Annotated in this window: 24 protein-coding genes; 13 read left to right on the top strand and 11 right to left on the bottom strand. The window is 72.3% G+C overall.

The window, feature by feature from the left end; all coding sequences use genetic code 11:
* Window positions 1-13 precede the first annotated feature (13 nt).
* Window positions 14-1,270 (top strand): lipoprotein-releasing ABC transporter permease subunit, encoded by a 1,257-nt coding sequence (locus tag DY262_RS12775; protein ID WP_116959444.1) that lies wholly within the window; start codon window positions 14-16, stop codon window positions 1,268-1,270.
* Window positions 1,263-1,937 (top strand): lipoprotein-releasing ABC transporter ATP-binding protein LolD, encoded by a 675-nt coding sequence (gene lolD / locus DY262_RS12780; protein ID WP_116959445.1) that lies wholly within the window; start codon window positions 1,263-1,265, stop codon window positions 1,935-1,937. The genes DY262_RS12775 and lolD overlap by 8 nt, the downstream gene beginning before the upstream one ends.
* Window positions 1,938-1,943: 6 nt before the next feature.
* Here the strand turns inward: lolD and DY262_RS12785 are convergent, their stop codons facing one another.
* Window positions 1,944-2,369, bottom strand: coding sequence for an META domain-containing protein (locus DY262_RS12785; RefSeq protein WP_116959446.1), 426 nt, complete (start codon window positions 2,367-2,369; stop codon window positions 1,944-1,946).
* Window positions 2,370-2,435: 66 nt separating this feature from the next.
* Here DY262_RS12785 and DY262_RS12790 point away from each other — a divergent pair, with 66 nt between their 5' ends.
* Genes DY262_RS12790 through DY262_RS12800 form a run of 3 tightly spaced genes read left to right on the top strand, consistent with a single transcriptional unit; the run spans window position 2,436 to window position 4,488 of the window.
* The gene (locus DY262_RS12790) at window positions 2,436-3,275 is read left to right on the top strand and encodes a TatD family hydrolase (protein WP_116959447.1); all 840 of its coding nucleotides are present in this window, start codon (window positions 2,436-2,438) and stop codon (window positions 3,273-3,275) included.
* Entirely contained in the window at window positions 3,272-3,766 is a 495-nt protein-coding gene (locus DY262_RS12795; RefSeq protein WP_116959448.1) for a DNA-deoxyinosine glycosylase, read from the top strand. Before DY262_RS12790 ends, DY262_RS12795 begins: the two co-directional genes overlap by 4 nt.
* Before the next feature lie 26 nt (window positions 3,767-3,792).
* The gene (locus DY262_RS12800; protein ID WP_116959449.1) at window positions 3,793-4,488 is read left to right on the top strand and encodes a haloacid dehalogenase type II; all 696 of its coding nucleotides are present in this window, start codon (window positions 3,793-3,795) and stop codon (window positions 4,486-4,488) included.
* Between the two features lie 20 nt (window positions 4,489-4,508).
* Here DY262_RS12800 and DY262_RS12805 read toward each other — a convergent pair whose 3' ends face one another.
* From DY262_RS12805 to DY262_RS12830, 6 genes are all read right to left on the bottom strand, one after another.
* Complete coding sequence (locus tag DY262_RS12805; protein ID WP_116959450.1) at window positions 4,509-5,324, bottom strand: DUF4399 domain-containing protein; 816 nt, start codon at window positions 5,322-5,324, stop codon at window positions 4,509-4,511.
* 69 nt (window positions 5,325-5,393) lie between these two features.
* Window positions 5,394-6,563, bottom strand: coding sequence for an NAD(P)/FAD-dependent oxidoreductase (locus DY262_RS12810; protein ID WP_116959451.1), 1,170 nt, complete (start codon window positions 6,561-6,563; stop codon window positions 5,394-5,396).
* Window positions 6,564-6,597: 34 nt separating this feature from the next.
* On the bottom strand, window positions 6,598-7,056 hold the full coding sequence (locus DY262_RS12815; RefSeq protein ID WP_116959452.1) for a DoxX family protein: 459 nt from the start codon (window positions 7,054-7,056) through the stop codon (window positions 6,598-6,600).
* The gene (locus DY262_RS12820) at window positions 7,053-7,841 is read right to left on the bottom strand and encodes an HvfC/BufC N-terminal domain-containing protein (protein WP_116959453.1); all 789 of its coding nucleotides are present in this window, start codon (window positions 7,839-7,841) and stop codon (window positions 7,053-7,055) included. Before DY262_RS12820 ends, DY262_RS12815 begins: the two co-directional genes overlap by 4 nt.
* Window positions 7,838-8,740: an MbnB/TglH/ChrH family RiPP precursor modification enzyme gene (locus tag DY262_RS12825; RefSeq protein WP_116959454.1), complete on the bottom strand. Its 903-nt coding sequence runs from the start codon at window positions 8,738-8,740 to the stop codon at window positions 7,838-7,840. The genes DY262_RS12820 and DY262_RS12825 overlap by 4 nt, the downstream gene beginning before the upstream one ends.
* 22 nt (window positions 8,741-8,762) lie before the next feature.
* The gene (locus DY262_RS12830; protein WP_116959455.1) at window positions 8,763-9,044 is read right to left on the bottom strand and encodes a BufA1 family periplasmic bufferin-type metallophore; all 282 of its coding nucleotides are present in this window, start codon (window positions 9,042-9,044) and stop codon (window positions 8,763-8,765) included.
* A gap of 141 nt (window positions 9,045-9,185) precedes the next feature.
* Here DY262_RS12830 and DY262_RS12835 point away from each other — a divergent pair, with 141 nt between their 5' ends.
* The 3 genes from DY262_RS12835 to DY262_RS12845 all read left to right on the top strand — a co-directional run bounded on the left by DY262_RS12835 (window position 9,186) and on the right by DY262_RS12845 (window position 10,562).
* Window positions 9,186-9,758, top strand: coding sequence for a sigma-70 family RNA polymerase sigma factor (locus tag DY262_RS12835; protein ID WP_116959456.1), 573 nt, complete (start codon window positions 9,186-9,188; stop codon window positions 9,756-9,758).
* Window positions 9,755-9,967: a zf-HC2 domain-containing protein gene (locus tag DY262_RS12840; protein WP_116959457.1), complete on the top strand. Its 213-nt coding sequence runs from the start codon at window positions 9,755-9,757 to the stop codon at window positions 9,965-9,967. The genes DY262_RS12835 and DY262_RS12840 overlap by 4 nt, the downstream gene beginning before the upstream one ends.
* Before the next feature lie 181 nt (window positions 9,968-10,148).
* Window positions 10,149-10,562, top strand: coding sequence for a hypothetical protein (locus DY262_RS12845; RefSeq protein WP_116959458.1), 414 nt, complete (start codon window positions 10,149-10,151; stop codon window positions 10,560-10,562).
* A 15-nt stretch (window positions 10,563-10,577) separates the two neighbouring features.
* Here DY262_RS12845 and ftsY read toward each other — a convergent pair whose 3' ends face one another.
* The gene (ftsY, locus tag DY262_RS12850; protein WP_116959459.1) at window positions 10,578-11,651 is read right to left on the bottom strand and encodes a signal recognition particle-docking protein FtsY; all 1,074 of its coding nucleotides are present in this window, start codon (window positions 11,649-11,651) and stop codon (window positions 10,578-10,580) included.
* Between the two features lie 29 nt (window positions 11,652-11,680).
* Here ftsY and DY262_RS12855 point away from each other — a divergent pair, with 29 nt between their 5' ends.
* The 5 genes from DY262_RS12855 (at window position 11,681) to DY262_RS12875 (ending at window position 15,912) form a co-directional block, all read left to right on the top strand.
* Window positions 11,681-13,057 (top strand): M16 family metallopeptidase, encoded by a 1,377-nt coding sequence (locus tag DY262_RS12855; protein ID WP_116959460.1) that lies wholly within the window; start codon window positions 11,681-11,683, stop codon window positions 13,055-13,057.
* Window positions 13,054-14,388, top strand: coding sequence for a M16 family metallopeptidase (locus DY262_RS12860; protein WP_116959461.1), 1,335 nt, complete (start codon window positions 13,054-13,056; stop codon window positions 14,386-14,388). The genes DY262_RS12855 and DY262_RS12860 overlap by 4 nt, the downstream gene beginning before the upstream one ends.
* A gap of 117 nt (window positions 14,389-14,505) precedes the next feature.
* Window positions 14,506-15,087, top strand: a complete 582-nt coding sequence (rsmD, locus tag DY262_RS12865) for a 16S rRNA (guanine(966)-N(2))-methyltransferase RsmD (protein ID WP_116959462.1) — start codon at window positions 14,506-14,508, stop codon at window positions 15,085-15,087.
* 20 nt (window positions 15,088-15,107) lie between these two features.
* Window positions 15,108-15,608 (top strand): pantetheine-phosphate adenylyltransferase, encoded by a 501-nt coding sequence (gene coaD / locus DY262_RS12870; RefSeq protein ID WP_070397426.1) that lies wholly within the window; start codon window positions 15,108-15,110, stop codon window positions 15,606-15,608.
* 13 nt (window positions 15,609-15,621) lie between these two features.
* Window positions 15,622-15,912, top strand: a complete 291-nt coding sequence (locus DY262_RS12875) for a YfhL family 4Fe-4S dicluster ferredoxin (protein ID WP_116959463.1) — start codon at window positions 15,622-15,624, stop codon at window positions 15,910-15,912.
* Here DY262_RS12875 and pth read toward each other — a convergent pair.
* The 3 genes from pth to DY262_RS12890 form a co-directional block, all read right to left on the bottom strand.
* Window positions 15,870-16,520, bottom strand: coding sequence for an aminoacyl-tRNA hydrolase (gene pth, locus DY262_RS12880; RefSeq protein ID WP_116959464.1), 651 nt, complete (start codon window positions 16,518-16,520; stop codon window positions 15,870-15,872). The genes DY262_RS12875 and pth overlap by 43 nt on opposite strands.
* Before the next feature lie 149 nt (window positions 16,521-16,669).
* Window positions 16,670-17,299, bottom strand: a complete 630-nt coding sequence (locus DY262_RS12885; protein WP_070397429.1) for a 50S ribosomal protein L25/general stress protein Ctc — start codon at window positions 17,297-17,299, stop codon at window positions 16,670-16,672.
* An 87-nt stretch (window positions 17,300-17,386) separates the two neighbouring features.
* On the bottom strand, window positions 17,387-18,361 hold the full coding sequence (locus DY262_RS12890; RefSeq protein ID WP_070397430.1) for a ribose-phosphate pyrophosphokinase: 975 nt from the start codon (window positions 18,359-18,361) through the stop codon (window positions 17,387-17,389).
* Window positions 18,362-18,379 lie beyond the last annotated feature (18 nt).

Below are 18,379 nucleotides of genomic sequence, written 5' to 3' on the forward strand. Positions count from 1 at the left end.
ATCGCCCTCAGAAATGCAAACCCCCTACGAACTCCTGCTGGGCTGGCGCTACACGCGCGCCGGCCGCGCCACGCGGCGCAACGGTTTCATCTCCTTCATCTCGGGTGTGTCCATGCTGGGCATCGCGCTCGGCGTGGCGGCGCTGATCATCGTGCTGTCGGTCATGAACGGCTTCCAGAAGGAAGTGCGCGACCGCATGCTGGGCGTGCTCTCGCACATCGAGGTGTTCGAGGCCAATGGCCAGGCCATTGCCAACCTGCCCCAGGTGCTGTCCACCATCGAGGCGCGGCCCGAGGTGCTGGGCGCCGCGCCCTTCGTGGGGGCGCAGGCCCTGATCGCCCGCGGCGAGGACATGAAAGGCGCGCTGGTGCGCGGCATCGACCCCACGCTGGAGCCCAAGGTGACCGACCTCGCGGCCGAACTGGCCGACACCGTGCTGCCGCGCCTGGCGTCTGGCGGCTACGGCATCGTGCTGGGTGGCGAGCTGGCGCGCAGCCTGGGCGTGGTGGTGGGCGACACGGTGACCCTGATCGCGCCGAGCGGGCAGGTGACGCCGGCCGGCGTGGTGCCGCGCGTGCGCAGCATGACGGTGGTGGGCACCTTCGATTCGGGCCACTACGAATACGACTCGGCCCTGGCCATGCTGCACCAGGACGACGCCGCGCGCATCTTCCGCGTCGAGGGCCCCACGGGCGTGCGCGTGAAGATCCGCGACCTGCACGCCGCGCGCGAGGTGGCGGTGAAGATGGCGGCCGATCTGCCGCCGGGCCTGGTGGTGCGCGACTGGACGCGCCAGAACCGCACCTGGTTCGCGGCCGTGCAGCTCGAAAAACGCATGATGTTCATCATCCTCACGCTGATCGTGGCGGTGGCCGCGTTCAACCTGGTGTCCACCCTGGTGATGACCGTGACCGACAAGCGCGCGGACATCGCCATCCTGCGCACCCTGGGCGCGAGCCCGCGCAGCATCATGGGCATCTTCGTGGTGCAGGGCGCGGCGGTCGGCCTCATCGGCACCGGCCTGGGCCTGCTGCTGGGCCTGGGCGTGGCCTTCAACATCGACACCCTGGTGCCCGCGCTGGAGCACCTGCTGGGCGCGCGCTTCCTGCCGCAGGACATCTACCTCATCAGCCGCATGCCCAGCGACCCGCAGCGCGGCGACATCGTGCCCGTGGCGGTGATCTCGCTGGTGCTGGCCTTCCTGGCCACGCTGTACCCGAGCTGGCGCGCCAGCCGCGTGAACCCTGCCGAGGCCCTGCGTTATGAGTGAAGTCGTCCTTCAGGCGCGCGGCCTGAGCAAGCGCTTTGTCGAAGGCCGTCTCGACGTCACCGTGCTGCAGGGCGTGGACCTGGAGGTGCGTGCGGGCGAAACCGTGGCCATCGTCGGCGCCTCCGGTTCCGGCAAGAGCACGCTGTTGCACCTGTTGGGCGGGCTGGATGCGCCCAGCGCCGGCACGGTGGCCCTCAAGGGCCAGCAGCTCTCGGCCCTGGGCCCGGCGCGCCAGGGCGAGCTGCGCAACCAGCACCTGGGCTTCGTGTACCAGTTCCACCACCTGCTGCCCGAGTTCAGCGCGCACGACAACGTGGCCATGCCGCTGTGGATCCGCCGCCTGCCGCGCGCCGAGGCGGCCGAGCGCGCCAGCGCGACGCTCGCGCGCGTGGGCCTGAGCGAGCGCCTGGCGCACCGGCCGGCCGAGCTGTCGGGCGGCGAGCGCCAGCGGGTGGCCATCGCGCGCGCCCTGGTCACGCAGCCGGCCTGCGTGCTGGCCGACGAGCCCACCGGCAACCTGGACCGCGCCACCGCCGACGGCGTCTTCGCGCTGATGATGGACCTGGCGCGCGACCAGGGCACGGCCTTCGTGGTGGTCACGCACGACGAAGGCCTGGCCGCGCGCTGCGGCCGCGTGCTGCGCCTCAGCGCCGGCCGATTGGGCTGAGCCCGTTCACGGCCTGGTGCGCACGAAGCGCAGGGGCTTGTCCATGCCCTCGACGCTCAGCGTGAGCGTCGAGCCTTGCACCTGCACGCGCTGGGCCTTCTGCAGCGCTGCCATGTAGCGGTTCTCCTGCTCGCCCACCGCGCCCGCGCAGGCCATGCGCGTCATGCCCATCTGGCCGAAGGCAATGCGGTCCTGCACCAGGGTGTAGCTGCCGAAGAAGCGGTTGCAGGAGCCCTGGCCCGCCACACGACCCGCCTCGGGAAAGGCCAGCGTGGCCGGTACGCGGTCGAGCACGCCGCTGCCGCCCAGGTCCTCCAGCCGCCACTCCGTGCCCACCAGGGGCGGCGCGCCGCCGGGACCGGCGGGCATGGCGCAGGCGCCCAGGCCGGCGATGAAGGGCAGGGCGAGCGTGGCGATCCAGCGGGGTGTCATGGGGGTCCTCCTGGGGGCTTGGGGTGTTGCGGTCACAATGACCTGCCCGAGCTTATACGCGCAACGATGACGCCCTTGTGGATCGACACGCACGCCCACCTCGACGCGCCCGAGTTCGCGGCCGCCGAGGTCGCTGCCCTGCGCAGCGAGGCGCGCGGGCGCGGCGTCGCGCGCTGCGTGATCCCTGCCGTGGCGCGCTCGAACTGGGACACGGTGCGCGAGCTCGCGCACCGGCTCGGTGACGCCTACGCGCTGGGCATCCACCCGATGGGCGTGCCGGCCGCGGACGAGGCCGACCTGGACGCCTTGGATGAGGCCCTGCGCGCCCACCGCGACGACCCGCGCCTGGTGGCGGTGGGCGAGATCGGCCTGGACTTTTTCGTGCCCGAACTCACCGAGCCCGCGATGCGCGAGCGCCAGATCCGCTTCTACCGCGCGCAGCTGCGCCTGGCGCGCCGCCATGGCCTGCCGGTGATCCTGCACGTGCGGCGCAGCGCCGACGCCCTGCTCAAGGGCCTGCGCGAGCTGCCGGTGGACGGCGGCATCGGCCACGCCTTCAACGGCAGCCTGGCGCAGGCGCAGGCCTTCACCGAACGCGGCTTCGCGCTGGGCTTCGGTGGTGCGTCCACCTTCGACACCGCGCGGCAGATTCGCCGCCTGGCCGGCGAGCTGCCCCTCGAGACCCTGGTGCTGGAGACCGACGCGCCCGACATCCCCCCGCAGTGGCTGTACGCCACGGCCGCCGAGCGCGCGGCCGGCCGGCCCCAGGGCGTGAACCACCCGCGCGAACTGCCGCGCATTGGCGCGGTGATCGCGGGCCTGCGCGGCGTGCCGGTGGACGAGCTCGCGCAGGCCACGAGCGCGAACGCGCGGCGCGTGCTGCCGCGACTGGCGGCCCTGGCATGACGCGCCTGCTCGGCCTGCCCCCCATTGCCGATGCGCGCACGCGGCTGGTGGTGCTGGGCAGCTTTCCGGGCGTGGCCTCGCTGCGCGCGCAGCAGTACTACGGGCACCCGCAGAACGCCTTCTGGAAGATCCTGGGCGCGCTGTGGGGCCTGCCGCTGGCCCAGGCCGGCTACGACCTGCGCGTGGCGGCCGTGCTCGAGCGCGGCCTGGGCGTGTGGGACGTGTACGCCAGCTGCGAGCGCGAGGGCAGCCTGGACACCGCCATCCGCGCGGCCGAGCTGAACGACTTCGCGCAGCTGCGCCACCGCTGCCCCGAACTGCGCGCCATCGCGCACAACGGTGGCGAGAGTTTCCGCCACGCGCGGCTCACGCGCGCCTTCGGCCTGCCGGTGCACCGGCTGCCGTCCACCAGCCCGGCGAACGCCAGCTGGCCGTTCGAGCGCAAGCTCGCGGCCTGGGGGGCGTTGCTGCGCCAGTACGGCGTGGCCTGATCGCCGAACGCAGAAGGAGCGTTTCCATGTCCCAGGTGTCCATCCTCGTCTTCGACATCTTCGGCACCGTCGTCGACTGGCACGGCAGCATCGTGCGCGAGCTGTCGGCCGCTCACCCGCAGGTGGACGCCGACGCCTTCGCGCGCGCCTGGCGCGAGGGCTACCAGCCTGCCATGCAGCGCGTGCGCAGCGGCGAGCGGGCCTGGACGCGCATCGACGAGCTGCACCGCGGCATCCTCGACGAGATCCTGCCGCGCTTCGGGCTCGATCACCTGGACGAGGACCAGCGCGCCCGGCTCAACCGCGTGTGGCACCGGCTGGACCCCTGGCCCGACAGCGTGCCCGGCCTCACGCGGCTCAAGGCGCGCTTCACCCTCTGCTCGCTCTCCAACGGCAACATCGGTCTGCTCACCAACATGGCCAAGCGCGCGGGCCTGCCCTGGGACTGCGTGCTCTCGGCCGAGGTGTTCCGCGCCTACAAGCCCGATCCGCGCGTCTACCTGGGCGCGGCCGAGGTGTTCGACCTGCCGCCCGCCGAGGTCATGATGGTGGCCGCGCACCAGGACGACCTGGCCGCCGCGCGCGCCTGCGGCCTGGCCACGGCCTACATCGAGCGCCCGCTGGAGTTCGGCGCCGCGCACGTGAAGGACGTGTCGCCCGACCCCGCCAATACGCGCCACGCGCGCGACCTGCTGGACCTGGCGGAGCAGCTCGGCTGCTGAACCCGCCGCCCGGTCTGGCTTCAGCGCACCTCGATGCGCGCCGCCGCGGCCTCGGCCAGCGGTTGGGCGGCGCCGAGGTTGTCGAGCATTTCGAGCTTGAGTTGGTAGGCGCCCGCGGGCGGCGCCAGCCAGACCTCGGTCTGCCCGTCGCGGAAGTCCATCACGGCGGGCGTGCCACCGCCGGCGGGGGCCACGGTGAGCTTGAAGTGGCCGGTGTCGGGGATCTTCTGCGACATCTGCGCCACGTTGAGCAGCGAGGCGTGAAAGCGCACCAGGAAGGGCGGGCGCGGACTGGCGCCGTCCGGCAGGTCGAGGGCCAGGCCCTTCTTCTGCAGGGTGGCCGGGTCGGCGCCGGTCTTGCGCGTGACGGTGATCCTGGCGGGCTTGCTGAAGACGAAGTGCGGCAGGTGCTTCTGGTCGGCCAGCAGCATGCGCAGCGTGTACTCGCCCGGCGCGAGGTTCAGCACGGTCTCCATCTGGCCCTTGCCGAAGTGGATGTACTGGTCGTTGAAGGGCAGGGCTTGCTTGAAGTTGAGCGGCAGGTCGCGGTTGACCAGCAGGTGGTGGTGGCCGCTCTTGCCGTGCCCGCTCTGCGCAATGGGCGCCAGGCCCCAGCCGCCCGAGAGTCCGAACTTCAGCACGTAGGGCGTCTCGATGCGGTCGCCGTCCTTGAGGTTGGTGAAATAGGCCTCGGCCGACAGCCGCGGGGGCGCGGCCTGCCAGGGGTGCACGGTGCGCACCGGTTCGGGGGCCGCCTGCGCGAGCGCGGCGCTGGCGCCCAGGGCGGCCACCAGGGCGATGGTGGGTCGAAGAACAAGGGTAGGGCGCTGGCGCATGGTCGGTCGGTGTGGGTACCGGTAGGGGGCAGTGATCCCTCAGTTTACGGGCCGACCGTGGCGGCGGCGCTACCTCGTGGAGGCCGTTTCGCCCGCCGGTGGGGGTGGCGCCGCGGTCTCGCGGCGCTCGGCGCGGTCCTTCCAGCGCGCCACCCAGGCGCCTTGCGCGCGCAGCGGCCCCCAGGCGGCGATGGCGCGTTCCGTGCCGCAGGACAGCCGCGTGAGCGGTCGCTGCGCCGGCCAGTGCGGTTTCAGGGGCTGGCCCTCGAACGCGGCCAGCAGGTTGTGCGCCAGTGTGGCGCCGGCGCGCGCCGAGGTGGTGGCGGCGTCGGGGTAGGCGTGGTCGTCGCGGCGCGCGGCGGGGCCCACGGCGAAGACCTGCGCGTGGCTCGTGCTCTGTTGGAAGCGGTTCACCCGCACCTGCCCGCCCTCGGCCAGCGCGAGCGGCGTGCCGCGCAGCCAGGCGGGCGCCTGCGCGTCACCGGCCACCAGGGGCACGTCGCAGCGCAGCAGCGCGCCATTGGCCAGGCGCACGCCCTCGACCGTGATGCCCGTGCAGCGCTCGTTGAGCACGTGGATGCGCTGGCGCTTGAGCTCGCGCCGCACGCGCGAGGCCACGTCGGGCGGCAGCTCGCCGGCCAGCGCGCCGCCGTCGGTGAGCAGGGTGAGGATGCTGCCGGGCAGGCCCTCGGCGCGCAGGCGCTGGGCGGCGGCGAAGACCAGTTCGATGGCGGCCGCGCCCGAGCCGATGACGGCGATGGACAGCGGCCGCTCGCGCGCCATGTCGACCACGCGCGGCCACAGGCCCAGGAAGGCTTCGCTGGGGTAGCGCGCCAGCGCCTGCTCGCGCGCGCCGGGCAGGCGCTGCTCCAGCGCCTCGCGGTCGGTGCTGGCCGCGGTGTCCAGCGACAGCAGGTCGAAGGGCAGTTCGAGGGCGGCGCCACCGTCGGCCGGCGCGGCATGCACGCGCCGGCCCTCCAGGTCGAGCGCGAGGCAGCGCCCGGGCACCCAGCGGGCATGGGCCAGGGTGAGCAGGCCCGACAGGCCCACGCGGCAGGCGTCGGCCGTGTACCGTCCCGCGACCACGGCCGGCACCAGGGGTTCGTGCACGGGCGCGGGGGGCGGTGCCAGCAGGGTGACCTGCAGGTCGGCCGGGTGGTGCCGCGTCAGCCGGGCCAGCACCTCGCGGTGGGCCGGGCCGGCGCCGATGAGAACGAGTCGGGTGATGCCGCTGCGCATGGGCCGCGATGGTACGGCCCCCGCGCCGGCGGGCTCAGCAACGCCCGTGACGCCCCAGCCAGTGGTCCAGCGACCAGCGCCCCGGCCCGAACAGCGCCAGCGCCGCCAGCAGCGCGCCCCAGGTGAGGTGCTGCTGGAAGGCCGCCGGCGCGATCTCGCTCAGGCTGAGCACCGCCACCACGTTGACGACCGACAGCCCCAGCGCGGAGAAGCGCCCGGCCAGGCCCAGGGCCAGCAGCACCGGCAGTGCCAGCTCGCCGGCCGTGCCCAGGGGCGCGGCCAGGGCCGGTGGCAGCAGGGGCACGTGGTATTCCTCGGTGAACAGCAGCAGGGTGGTGTCCCAGTCGCGCACCTTGGTCAGGCCCGAGAGGAAGAAGACCTGGGCGATGTAGAGCCGCGCCAGCAGCGCGCCCAGGGGCTGGGCGGCGTCGAGCAGACGGGCCAGGGGCCGCCAGCCGGCGGCGATGCGGTGGCTGAAGGTGTTCGTGCTCATGGGTGGGCTCCGTCGGTGGTGTTGGGGCTGGGTTCGGACGCGGGCGCCACGCCCACGCACAGGCCGCTGCGCACGGCCTCGCTCAGCCAGCCGAGGGCGTCGAGAGGGGCAACCTCCAGGGCCTGCGCCAGCGTGTGGCCGGCCAGCAGCGCGGCCTCGAAACGCGCGCTGGCGGGGTCCAGGGGGGTGAGCCGCACGGCCTGGCCCTGGCGCCAGACGCGCACGTTCTCGGCCACGCCGTCGCGCAGGCGGCGGGCGGCGGTGGCGAGGTCGGGCTCGCCGTGCAGGTGGGCGTCGAGCAGGCTGAGCACGGGCCAGCGGCTCAGAACCACGGCGGTGGCGGGCGCGAACCGCAGGCGCAGGCGCTCCGGCGGTTCGCGTTCGAGCCAGGCGAAGCTGGCGGCGTCGGCGCGGGCGCCCTCGGCGCGGGTGGCGCCATGCAAGGCCCATTCGAGGCGGGCCACGTCGGGCAGGTAGGGCAGGTGGTCGAGGCCGGTCTGCTCGGCGATGAACCCGGCCAGCGTGCCACCCCATTCGCCGAGGTCGCCGCGCGTGGGCGGGTGGTGGTGCCACAGGGCGCGCGCGAGCGTGGCGAAGGCCTCTTCGCCCAGCAGCGCGGCGACCACGGGGTAGGCGTCGAGCAGGGCGCGTTCGGCGTGGGCGTGCGCGTTGGCGCGGTAGGCGCCGAGGCCGGGGCCGTGCCAGGGGGATGCGGGCCCGGGTGGGCGGGCCCGCAGCAGGGCGTCGAGCAGGCCGCGCTGCTGACGGGCGAGCCGGGCGTTCATGCGCAGGGCTCCGGGACGCGCGTGTTCAGCGCGTCGATGGCCAGGGCCCGCGCGTGGTCGGCTTCGTCCAGCAGCACCGCCAGCGCGGGCAGGTCGGTGTCCCACTCGATCAGTGTCGGCACGGCGCCGAAGCGCGCGACGGCGTGCCGGTACGCCTGCCACACCAGCGGGGACACGCGGCTGCCGTGGTCGTCGATCACCAGATCACCGCGGTCTTGGTGGCCGGCGAGGTGCAGCTCGGCCACGCAGGCGGGCGGTATCGCGTCGAGCCAGGCGCGCACGGCGGGCAGCGCGGCCTCGACGCGGCCGGCGCGCCGCCCGTTGAGTGCGTTGACGACCAGGTTGTTGACGTCCACCAGCAGCCGGCAGCCCGTGCGCCGGCTCAGGGCCGCGAGAAAGTCGGCCTCGGTCATGTCGGCCTCGGGCCAGTGCACATAGGCCGAGAGGTTCTCCACCGCGATCGGGCGGCGCAGCCGGTCCTGCACGCGCTGCACGTTGGCGCACAGCACGGCGAGCGCGGCGTGCGTGAAGGGCAGGGGCAGCAGGTCGGCGGCGTGCACGGCCCGGCCCCTCCAGGTGCCGCGCGCGAAGCTGGCGTGCTCGCTCACGAAGCGCGGTTCGGTGGCGGCCACGAGTTCGGCCAGCCGGTCCAGGTGCCAGGGGTCGATGCCCTCGGCCGAGCCCAGCGACAGGCCCACGCCGTGCAGGCTCAGGCCGTAGGACTCGCGGGCCTTGAGAAGAGGGGCCCGCAGGGCCGCGTGGGGCGCGAAGAAGTTCTCCGCGTGCACCTCGATGAAATCGAGCGCGGGCCGCTGCTCGAGCAGCGCGCGCTGGTGCGGCGCGCGCCAGCCGATGCCCAGCGCTGGCGCGGCGGCCTCGTGTGTCGGGACGGTCGGCATGGCGTGCGGCGGCCTGGCGCGATCAGCTCTTCATCGAGGCCTTCTTGGCCTCGTCGGCCGACAGGCCGCCCATCTGCTTGCAGGTGCCCGCGGGCACGTACTTCCAGTCGCCCTTGTCCATGTCCATCTTGGCCTGGCCCGCGCAGGAGTGCGTGCCCGCGAGATTGGCGCAGTCGTTCTGCCCGGCCTTGGCGATGCCGTAGCACTTCTCCTTGCCGCTGTTCTGCGCCAGCGCGGGGGTGGAGAGCAGGGCCAGCGACATCAGGGAGCCGGCGGCGGCGGCGAGGAATTGGCGTTGGTTCATGGGAGGGACTCCTCAAACCCAGTGCCCACCGCGCGATGGCTCGGTGCAGGCGATCTGGTGCGTGTGTGTCGCGGCGGCGCGTGGGTTCTTACACCGCCTGTCGTGGCGCGCCGCCATCGGCTTGACCTACACTGCCGCGCCATGCCGTCCCCAACGTTCGAACAGGAAGTGGCCGCGTCGCGCGGCTACCTCATGAAGTTCGCGCGCCTGCAGCTGCGCAATGAGGCCTGGGCCGAAGACGCGGTGTCCGAGACCGTGCTCGCGGCCATCGCCAAGCCGCAGGCCTTCGAGCGCCGCGCGCAGCTGCGGACCTGGCTCGTGGGCATCCTCAAGCACAAGATCGTCGACGCGCTGCGCCACCAGGGGCGCGAGGTGGCGCTGGGCCAGGGCGAGGACGACCAGGCCGACCCGCTGGACCATCTGCCCTTCGACGCCGGTGGCCACTTCGCCGAGCGCCCGGCCGACTGGGGCAACCCCGAGCAGGACCTGGGCAGCCGCCAGTTCCTGAGCGTGCTGGAGGCCTGCACCGAAAAGCTGCCCGCCGCGCAGGGGCGCCTGTTCCTGATGCGCGAGTGGCTGGAGATGAGCAGCGAGGAGATCTGTAAGGAGCTGTCGCTCACGCCGACCAACCTGTACGTCCAGTTGCACCGGGCCCGCCTGCGCCTGCGCGAGTGCCTCGAACTCAACTGGTTCGCCCGCCGAGACGCCGCATGAAGCCCCTCTACCCGTTGCGCCGCACCTGCAAGCAAGCCGTCGCGCTCATGATCGCGCGCGAGGACCGCGAGCTGCCGCGCCTGGAGCGCTGGGCCCTGCGGCTGCATCTGGCCGTGTGCAAGGCCTGCCCGAACTTCGAGCGTCAGCTGCTGACCATGCGCCAGGCCATGGGCGCCTGGCGCCACTACAGCGACGACGAGCCCCGCTGAGCCGAGCCTGCGCGCTCGCGCGTTGACGCATCAACAGTTCGCCTCTCGGGCAAGCCACCCATGGCCGCCAGGTGCGCAGCAAGTTTGCGCTGCGACAAACACGCCGCCCTCTTGCGCACGACATTGCCCTCGCATGGGATCGACCCATGAGCGCTTCAACAACCACTGAAGAGGATGCGTGATGAAGAAACTTTCGATGGCAGCGATGTTGGCTGCGGCCTTGCTGGGCGCGGGTGCTCAGGCCCAGGATCAGACCCGAGACCAGACCCGAGACCAGACCCGAGACCAGACGCAGGACCAGACGCGCGAGCTCTTGCGTGATCAAAACATCTACGGTTATCAGTTGATGACGCCCGCCGAGCGGGAGCAGTACCGCGCCCGGATGCGCGCCGCGCAAACCAATGAGGAGCGGGAACGCATTCGCGCGGAGAACCATGAGCGCATGGAAGCGCGGGCCCGCGAAAAAGGCGTCAATTTGCCCGATGCGCCGCCGCCCGGCCGCGGTCCGGGATCGGGTGCCGGCCCCGGCGGCGGCTCCGGTCCGGGCAGCGGAGGGGCCGGCCCCGGTGGCGGTGGATCCGGTCGCGGCCGCTGAAGCCGGCTGGCGGGCCTAGCTCAGCAGGGCCTGCGCGTACTCGCGGGCGTCGAAGGTTTCCAGGTCCTCGAGCTTCTCGCCCACGCCGATGAAGTACACCGGCACCGGCCGCTCGCGCGCGATGGCGCAGAGCACGCCGCCTTTGGCCGTGCCATCCAGCTTGGTGATGACCAGGCCGGTGAGTTGCAGCGCCTCGTCGAAGGCCTTGACCTGCGCGAGCGCGTTCTGGCCGGTGTTGCCGTCGATGACCAGCAGCACTTCATGGGGCCCCGTGGGGTCGGCCTTGTTCACCACGCGCTTGATCTTGCGCAGCTCCTCCATCAGGTGAAGCTGCGTGGGCAGGCGGCCGGCGGTGTCGACCAGCACCACGTCCTTGCCGCGCGCCCGGCCGGCGCTCACCGCGTCGAAGCACACGGCGGCCGGGTCGCCACCTTCCTGGGTGACGATGTCGACGGTGTTGCGGTCGGCCCAGACCGCCAGCTGTTCGCGCGCCGCCGCGCGGAAGGTGTCGGCGGCGGCCAGCAGCACGCTCGCGCCTTCGTCGGCCAGGTGGCGCGTGAGCTTGCCGATGGAGGTGGTCTTGCCCGCGCCGTTCACGCCCGCGACCATGATCACCGTGGGCTTGTGTTCGCCGATGACCAGGGGCTTCTGCAAGGGCTTCAGCAGGTCGGCGATGGCTTCGGCCAGCAAGGCCTTCACGGCGGCGGGCTCAGTGGCCTTGGCTTCTTTCACGCGGCGGCGCAGGTCGTTCAGCAGGTGCTGCGTGGCCGACACGCCGCTGTCGGCCATGAGCAGGGCGGCCTCGAGTTCCTCGTACAGGTCCTCGTCGATGCGCGTGCCCGTGAACACCGTGGCGATGCCGCTGCCGGTGCGCCGCAGGCCGGACTTGAGGCGGTCGAGCCAGCCCTGGCGCGGGGCCGCCGGCGCGGCCACCGGGGCGGGCAGGGGAGCGGCGACGGGCGCTGGCACCGCCACGGGCGCCGGCGCCGATGGGGGGGCCGATGCCGCTGCGGGACCGCCCACGGGGGCCTGGACGGCCGGCGCCTCCGGCGGGGGCGCGGGATTTTTTTTGCGAAAGAACGAGAACATTTCAGAATCTCTGGAATCCTTGGGATTCTATGAAACGCCTCCCGATGCTCCTGGGGCTGGTGCTGGCCGCGTCCATCGCGCGCGCGGCGCCCCCACCCAACGCCGCCCCGGCGGTCCAGCAATTCACCCTCGCCAACGGCATGTCGCTGATCGTGCGGCCCGACCACCGCGCGCCCACGGCCGTGCACATGCTGTGGGTGCGCGTGGGCGCCATGGACGAGGTCGACGGCACCTCGGGCGTGGCGCATGCGCTCGAGCACATGATGTTCAAGGGCAGCGCCACGCTCAAGCCGGGCGAGTTCTCCGAGCGCGTGGCCGCGCTGGGCGGCCAGCAGAACGCCTTCACCAGCCGCGACGCCACGGCCTACCACGAGCAGGTGCCGGCCGAGCGGCTGGAGGCGGTGATGGCGCTCAATGCCGAGCGCTTCGCCAGCAACCAGTGGCCCGACATCGAGTTCACGCGCGAGATCGAGGTGGTCAAGGAAGAGCGGCGCCAGCGCACCGAGGAGTCGCCGCGCGCGCGCCTGTTCGAGGCCTTCAATGCGATGGTCTGGCAGGCCAGTCCCTACCGCCGGCCCATCATCGGCTGGATGAGCGACATCGACGCCATGACGCCGCAGGACGTGCGCGACTTCCACCAGCGCTGGTACGTGCCGGCCAACGCGGCCGTGGTGGTGGCCGGCGACGTGGACCCGCAGCGCGTGCGCGAGATCGCCGAGCGGACCTACGGGCGCATCCCGGCGCGCGCCGTGCCCGCGCGCAAGCCGCGCACGGAACCGACGCAGCAGGGCCCGCGCCGGCTGGAGTACCGCGCCGTGGCCGACCAGGCCCTGGTGGTGCTGGCCTGGCACGCGCCGCGCTACAGCGGCAACGACGACGCGGCCAGCCGCGATGCGCTGGCGCTGGCGGTGCTGTCGGGCGTGCTCGACGGCTACAGCGGGGCGCGGCTGGAGCGCGCGCTGGTGCAGGGACAGGGCACGGGGGGGCAGCGCATCGCCGACAGCGCCAGCTCGGGCTACGGCCTGATGGGGCGCGGGCCGCAGGTGTTCACGGCCTCGGCCGTGCCGGCGCGCGGCGTCACGCCCGAGGCCGCCATGGCCGCGCTCAAGGCCGAGATTCAGCGGATCGCGCGCGAGGGCGTGAGCGAGGAAGAGCTGCAGCGCGTGAAGACGCAATGGACCGCCTCCGAGGTCTACAAGCTCGACTCGGTCTTCAGCCAGGCGCAGGAGCAGGGCAGCTACTGGGTCAACGGCCTGCCCACCGACGCGGGCGAGCGCCTGATGGCGGGCCTGCGGGCCGTGACGGCCGAGCAGGTGCGCGCGGTGGCGGGCCGCTACTTCACGGACCGCACGCTCAACACTGGCGTGCTGGTGCCCGAGGCGCGGGCGGCGGAGGGCCGGCCATGAGCACGGTGCGAGCCATTCGCCAAACGCTGGCCGCGCTGGGCCTGGCGCTGGGCCTGGGCGCGGCCTCGGCGGCCATCCCCATCGAGCATTGGGTGCACCCGAGCGGCACCCGGGTCTATCTGGTCAACAGCCCCGCGATCCCGATGGTCGACGTGCAGATGGACTTCGACGGCGGCAGCCGGCGAGAGCCGACCGAGCGCGCCGGCCTCGCCAACGCCACGGCCGGCCAGCTGTCGGGAGGCGTGGCCGCCTACGAGGGCCAGCCCGCGCGCGACGAAAACGCGCTGGCGGCGGCCTGGGTGGACCTGGGCGCGCAGTTCGACGCCAGCGCGGGCAGCGACCGCTTCTCGGTGCAGCTGCGCAGCCTGAGCGACCCGGCGATCCTGCCGCGCGCCGTGGCCCTGGCGGCGCAGCAGCTGGCGCGGCCCACCTGGCCCGAGGCCGTGTGGCGGCGCGACCGCGAGCGATCGGTGGCGGCGCTGCGCGAGGCGCTGAACCGGCCGTCCACCGTGGCCAGCCAGGCCTTCGGCCGCGCGGTCTACGGTGACCATCCTTATGGCCGCTTCGCCACGCCCGACACCCTGGGCGCGATCGGCGTGGACGACATGCGCAGCTTCTACCGCCGCCACGTCACCGCCTGCCGCGCGCAGGTCGTCATGGTGGGCGCAGTGGACCGCGCGGGCGCCGAGCGCATCGTCGACGCCCTGGTGCGCGCCATCGCGCCGAACGGCTGCGCCGAGCTGCCGCCGGTGGCCGAGGTGAAGCCCCTGGCCGCGCCCACGGAACAGCGCCTCCCCATGGCCGCCGCGCAGGCGCAGGTGCTCATGGGCCAGCCGGGCATCAAGCGCGACGACCCCGACTTCTTCCCCCTGCTTGTGGGCAATCACATCCTGGGGGGCAGCGGCTTCACCTCGCGCCTGACGCAGGAGGTGCGCGAGAAGCGTGGCCTGACCTATGGCGTGTACAGCTACTTTTCGCCCGGCCGCCATGCGGGCGCCTTCCAGATCGGCCTCAGCACCCGGCCCGATCAGGCCGACGAGGCCGTGCGCGTGGTGCGCGAGACCCTGGCGCGCTACGTGAGCGACGGTCCCAGCGAGGCCGAGCTGCAGGCCGCCAAGGACTACCTCGTCAACGGCTTCGCGCTGCGCTTTGACAGCAACCGCAAGCTGCTCGACAACGTGGTCAACATCGCCTGGAACGGCCTGCCGCTGGACTACCTGGACACCTGGACGCAGCGCGTGCGCGCGCTGAGCGTGGATGAGGTGCGCCGTGCGATGCAGCGGGTGGTGCATCCCGATCGCCTGGCCACGGTCATCGTCGGCGGGAAATAGGGGCCGCCCCTGCCGCGCTTCGCGCGACCCCCTCGAGGGGCGACACCGGCCGTCCGGCGAAGCCGGTCCGGCCGCGTCCCACGCCGGGGGCGGGCGCTCCCCGGTAAGCTCGCAGGCATGACAAGACATTCGGGCGCGCCGCCGCAGGAAGTCCGCCTGCTCGGCGGGCAGTGGAAACGCAGCAAGCTGCCCGTGGCCGACCGGCCCGGGTTGCGGCCCACGCCGTCGCGCGTGCGCGAGACCCTGTTCAACTGGCTGGGCCAGGACCTGAGCGGCTGGCGCGGCCTGGACGCCTTCGCGGGCACGGGCGCGCTGGGCTTCGAGGCCGCCTCGCGCGGGGCGCGCGAGCTGCTGATGGTGGAGCAGGAGCCCGCACTGGTGGCGCAGCTGCAGGCCGTGCGCGCGCGCCTGAAGGCCGAGGCCGTGCGCGTGCAGCGGGGCGACGGCCTGGCGGCCCTGCGCGCGGCGGCGGGGCAGGGCCTGGACGTGGTCTTCCTTGACCCCCCTTTCGACGCCAGCGGCCTGTTCGAGCCGGCGCTGCGCGCGGCGCGCGAGGCCGTGTCGGCCGAGGGGTTCGTCTACCTGGAGTCCCCGCGCCCCTGGACCGACGCCGAGCTGGCGCCCCTGGGCCTGGTCCTGCACCGGCACGGCCGCGCGGGCGCCGTGGCCTTTCACCTGCTGCGCCCGGTCGCGCCCTGAGCCCACGGGATAATCCCCCTATGCCCGAGACCACCGCCCGCATCGCCGTCTACAGCGGCACCTTCGACCCCATCACCCTCGGCCACGAAGACGTGGTGCGCCGCGCCGCCGGGCTGTTCGACGAGGTGATCGTGGCCGTGGCCGTGGCCCACCACAAGAAGACACAGTTCGGCGTGAATGAGCGCCTGGCGATGGTGGCGCAGGCCGCGCAGCGCCTGCCGGGCCGCGTGCGCGCGCTGCCCTTCGATGGCCTGATCATGGACTTCTGCCGCGAGCATGGCGCCCAGGCCGTGGTGCGCGGCATCCGCAACCTCACCGACTTCGACTACGAGGCGCAGATGGCGGCCATGAACCGCAAGCTGCATCCGGGGGTGGAGACGGTCTTCCTGCTGCCGCAGGCCGACCTGCAGTGCATCAGCAGCACCCTGGTGCGCGAGATCTCCAAGCTCGGCGGCGACGTATCGACCATGGTGCATCCCTCGGTGGCCGCGCGGCTCGTGCCGCCGCCGCTGCAGGCCTGAGGGGAGGACCGCCATGGCGCTGATGATCACCGACGAGTGCATCAACTGCGACGTCTGCGAGCCCGAGTGCCCGAACCAGGCGATCTCCATGGGCGAGGAGTTCTACGTGATCGAGCCCTCGCGCTGCACCGAGTGCGTGGGCCACTTCGAGGAGCCTCAGTGCGTCCAGGTCTGCCCCGTGTCCTGCATCCCGGTCAACCCGGCGCACGTGGAGTCCAGGGAGACGCTGTGGCAGAAGTACCAGCGCCTGCAGAAGGCCGGTCAGGGCTTGTCGTCGGCCTCGGGTGAGGTTCCGCCCGCCTGAGGCGGCGCGGCGGGTCGTGGCGGCTTCGGCCGTGGCGGCTTGCTGGTGTGGATCAGGGCGGTGGCCTTGTCCATTTCGCCCGCGATGAGCTGGGGCAGGGCCTTGAGGCAGCGGTCCAGCGCCTGCGCGATGGCGATGCGGTCGTCGGGCGAGGGCTTCTTGAGCACCCAGTTCGCCACCTCGTTCTTGTTGCCCGGGTGGCCGATGCCGATGCGCAGGCGCCAGTAGTCGGCGCTGCCCAGTTGCGCGTGGATGTCGCGCAGGCCGTTGTGGCCCGCGTGGCCGCCGCCCTTCTTGAGTTTGGCCTCGCCCGGGGGCAGGTCCAGCTCGTCGTGGACCACCAGCACCTCCTCGGGCGCGATCTTGTAGAAGCGCGCGAGCGAGCCCACCGACTTGCCCGAAAGGTTCATGAAGGTCTGCGGCTCGACCAGCCAGACCGGCTGGCCGCCCACGTTGGCGCGCGCCACCAGGCCGAAGTGCGAGCGCTCCATCTGCAGCGAGACCTTGAGCAGGCGCGCGGCCTCGTCCACCCACCAGAAGCCGGCGTTGTGCCGCGTCTGTTCGTACTCGGGGCCCGGGTTGCCCAGGCCGGCGATGAGCTTGATCATGGGGCGGGATTGTCCCAAAAGAAAAGGCCCGCGCGGGGCGGGCCTTCGGGAGGGCAGAAGAGGGTTCCGGCGCCGGGCCGCCCCAAGCCGGCACGCGCCCCCTTGGGGGGGGCAGCGACCCGCGAAGCGGTGGGGCGTAGGGGCCCTGCTTACTTCTTGCCCTTGCCCTTTTTCTTGTCGTCGGCGGGAGCGGCGGCGACCGGCGCGGCCACCACTTCTTCCACCGGCTCCACCACGGTGGCGACGGTGATGTCCTTGCGGCCGTGGGTGACGATCTTCACGCCCTTGGGCAGCTTGATGTCGCCGGCGTGCACGGTGGCGCCCTTGGTGACCTGGCTCAGGTCCACGGTGATGTGCTCGGGCAGCTGGGTGGCCAGGCACTCGATCTCGATGTCGTTGATCACGTGGTTGACCAGGCACTTGTCGAGCTTGACGGCCGGCGACTCTTCGGCGCCGGTGAAGTGCAGCGGCACCTTCTTGCGCAGGCGGGTCTTGTCGTCCACGCGCTGGAAGTCGACGTGCAGCACCTGCGGCTTGAACGGGTGGTATTGCACATCGCGCAGCAGGACTTTCTCGACCTTGCCGTTGAGCTCCATGTCGAGGATGGAGGCGTGGAAGGCTTCCTTCTTGAGGGCGTGCCACAGCGCGTTGTGATCGAGTTCGATCGAGACGGGGGCGGTGGTACCACCAAAGACGATGCCGGGCGCGCGACCGGTGATGCGCAGGCGGCGGCTCGCACCCGTGCCCTGCTTGGCGCGCTCGAAAGCGACGAATTGCATGACTGACTCCAGTTGAGGGGTTCCGCGACCAGAACGCCTCGGGTTGACGAAGGCCGCCTCGCGGCGGCCGGGGCTATCGTCCGACGATCAGAACAGGTTGTCCTGGTCGGCGAACAGACTCATGACCGACTCGCCCGAGGCAATGCGCGCGATCGACTCGGCGATCAGCGGCGCCACGGAGAGCTGGCGGATCTTGCCGCAGGCCTGGGCGGACTGCGACAGGGGAATGGTGTTGGTGACGACCACCTCGTCGAGCGCGCTGCCCTTGGCGATGCGCTCGATGGCGGGGCCGGAGAAGATGGGGTGCGTGCAGTAGGCGTAGACCTTCTTGGCGCCGCGTTCCTTGAGCACCTCGGCCGCCTTCACCAGCGTGCCGGCGGTGTCGATCATGTCGTCCATGATCACGCAGTTGCGGCCTTCGATGTCGCCGATCACGTGCATCACCTCGGACACATTGGCCTTGGGGCGGCGCTTGTCGATGATGGCCATGTCGCAGTTGAGCTGCTTGGCCAGCGCGCGCGCGCGCACCACGCCGCCCACATCGGGCGAGACCACCAGCAGGTCTTCGTAGTTCTTGGTGCGCAGGTCGCCCAGCAGCACGGGCGAGGCGTAGATGTTGTCGACCGGGATGTCGAAGAAGCCTTGGATCTGGTCGGCGTGCAGGTCCATGGTCAGCACGCGCTGGACGCCCACGGTCTGCAGCATATTGGCCACGACCTTGGCGCTGATGGGCACGCGGCTGGAGCGCGGGCGACGGTCCTGACGGGCGTAGCCGTAGTAGGGGATGACGGCGGAGATGCGCTCGGCCGAGGCGCGCTTGAGCGCGTCGACCATGATGAGCAGCTCCATCAGGTTCTCGTTCGTGGGCGCGCAGGTGGACTGCACCACGAACACATGGCGGGCGCGCACGTTCTGGGTGATCTCGACGGTGACCTCGCCGTCCGAGAAGCGGCCCACGGTGGCCGCACCGAGCTGCGTGCCCAGGTGCTGGGCGATCTCGGCCGCCAGCACGGGATTCGCGTTGCCGGTGAAGATCATGTAATCCGGGGGCTGAACTTGCATGGCATTCCCAGCGGTCTG

Source organism: Hydrogenophaga borbori, assembly GCF_003417535.1.
Classification (GTDB): Bacteria; Pseudomonadota; Gammaproteobacteria; order Burkholderiales; family Burkholderiaceae_C; genus Hydrogenophaga; species Hydrogenophaga borbori.

What these genes read in the sequence shown, in the direction of transcription:
- DY262_RS12820 (WP_116959453.1), bottom strand. Translation starts at nt 7,841, where the DNA reads ATGAACGCCCGGCTCGCCCGTCAGCAGCGCGGCCTGCTCGACGCCCTG.
- DY262_RS12860 (WP_116959461.1), top strand. Translation starts at nt 13,054, where the DNA reads ATGAGCACGGTGCGAGCCATTCGCCAAACGCTGGCCGCGCTGGGCCTG.
- DY262_RS12835 (WP_116959456.1), top strand. Translation starts at nt 9,186, where the DNA reads ATGCCGTCCCCAACGTTCGAACAGGAAGTGGCCGCGTCGCGCGGCTAC.
- DY262_RS12785 (WP_116959446.1), bottom strand. Translation starts at nt 2,369, where the DNA reads ATGACACCCCGCTGGATCGCCACGCTCGCCCTGCCCTTCATCGCCGGC.
- DY262_RS12805 (WP_116959450.1), bottom strand. Translation starts at nt 5,324, where the DNA reads ATGCGCCAGCGCCCTACCCTTGTTCTTCGACCCACCATCGCCCTGGTG.
- DY262_RS12815 (WP_116959452.1), bottom strand. Translation starts at nt 7,056, where the DNA reads ATGAGCACGAACACCTTCAGCCACCGCATCGCCGCCGGCTGGCGGCCC.
- DY262_RS12775 (WP_116959444.1), top strand. Translation starts at nt 14, where the DNA reads ATGCAAACCCCCTACGAACTCCTGCTGGGCTGGCGCTACACGCGCGCC.
- ftsY (WP_116959459.1), bottom strand. Translation starts at nt 11,651, where the DNA reads ATGTTCTCGTTCTTTCGCAAAAAAAATCCCGCGCCCCCGCCGGAGGCG.
- DY262_RS12890 (WP_070397430.1), bottom strand. Translation starts at nt 18,361, where the DNA reads ATGCAAGTTCAGCCCCCGGATTACATGATCTTCACCGGCAACGCGAAT.
- DY262_RS12855 (WP_116959460.1), top strand. Translation starts at nt 11,681, where the DNA reads ATGAAACGCCTCCCGATGCTCCTGGGGCTGGTGCTGGCCGCGTCCATC.
- DY262_RS12830 (WP_116959455.1), bottom strand. Translation starts at nt 9,044, where the DNA reads ATGAACCAACGCCAATTCCTCGCCGCCGCCGCCGGCTCCCTGATGTCG.
- DY262_RS12885 (WP_070397429.1), bottom strand. Translation starts at nt 17,299, where the DNA reads ATGCAATTCGTCGCTTTCGAGCGCGCCAAGCAGGGCACGGGTGCGAGC.
- DY262_RS12795 (WP_116959448.1), top strand. Translation starts at nt 3,272, where the DNA reads ATGACGCGCCTGCTCGGCCTGCCCCCCATTGCCGATGCGCGCACGCGG.
- coaD (WP_070397426.1), top strand. Translation starts at nt 15,108, where the DNA reads ATGCCCGAGACCACCGCCCGCATCGCCGTCTACAGCGGCACCTTCGAC.
- DY262_RS12810 (WP_116959451.1), bottom strand. Translation starts at nt 6,563, where the DNA reads ATGCGCAGCGGCATCACCCGACTCGTTCTCATCGGCGCCGGCCCGGCC.
- DY262_RS12875 (WP_116959463.1), top strand. Translation starts at nt 15,622, where the DNA reads ATGGCGCTGATGATCACCGACGAGTGCATCAACTGCGACGTCTGCGAG.
- lolD (WP_116959445.1), top strand. Translation starts at nt 1,263, where the DNA reads ATGAGTGAAGTCGTCCTTCAGGCGCGCGGCCTGAGCAAGCGCTTTGTC.
- DY262_RS12845 (WP_116959458.1), top strand. Translation starts at nt 10,149, where the DNA reads ATGAAGAAACTTTCGATGGCAGCGATGTTGGCTGCGGCCTTGCTGGGC.
- DY262_RS12840 (WP_116959457.1), top strand. Translation starts at nt 9,755, where the DNA reads ATGAAGCCCCTCTACCCGTTGCGCCGCACCTGCAAGCAAGCCGTCGCG.
- rsmD (WP_116959462.1), top strand. Translation starts at nt 14,506, where the DNA reads ATGACAAGACATTCGGGCGCGCCGCCGCAGGAAGTCCGCCTGCTCGGC.
- DY262_RS12825 (WP_116959454.1), bottom strand. Translation starts at nt 8,740, where the DNA reads ATGCCGACCGTCCCGACACACGAGGCCGCCGCGCCAGCGCTGGGCATC.
- DY262_RS12790 (WP_116959447.1), top strand. Translation starts at nt 2,436, where the DNA reads ATGACGCCCTTGTGGATCGACACGCACGCCCACCTCGACGCGCCCGAG.
- DY262_RS12800 (WP_116959449.1), top strand. Translation starts at nt 3,793, where the DNA reads ATGTCCCAGGTGTCCATCCTCGTCTTCGACATCTTCGGCACCGTCGTC.
- pth (WP_116959464.1), bottom strand. Translation starts at nt 16,520, where the DNA reads ATGATCAAGCTCATCGCCGGCCTGGGCAACCCGGGCCCCGAGTACGAA.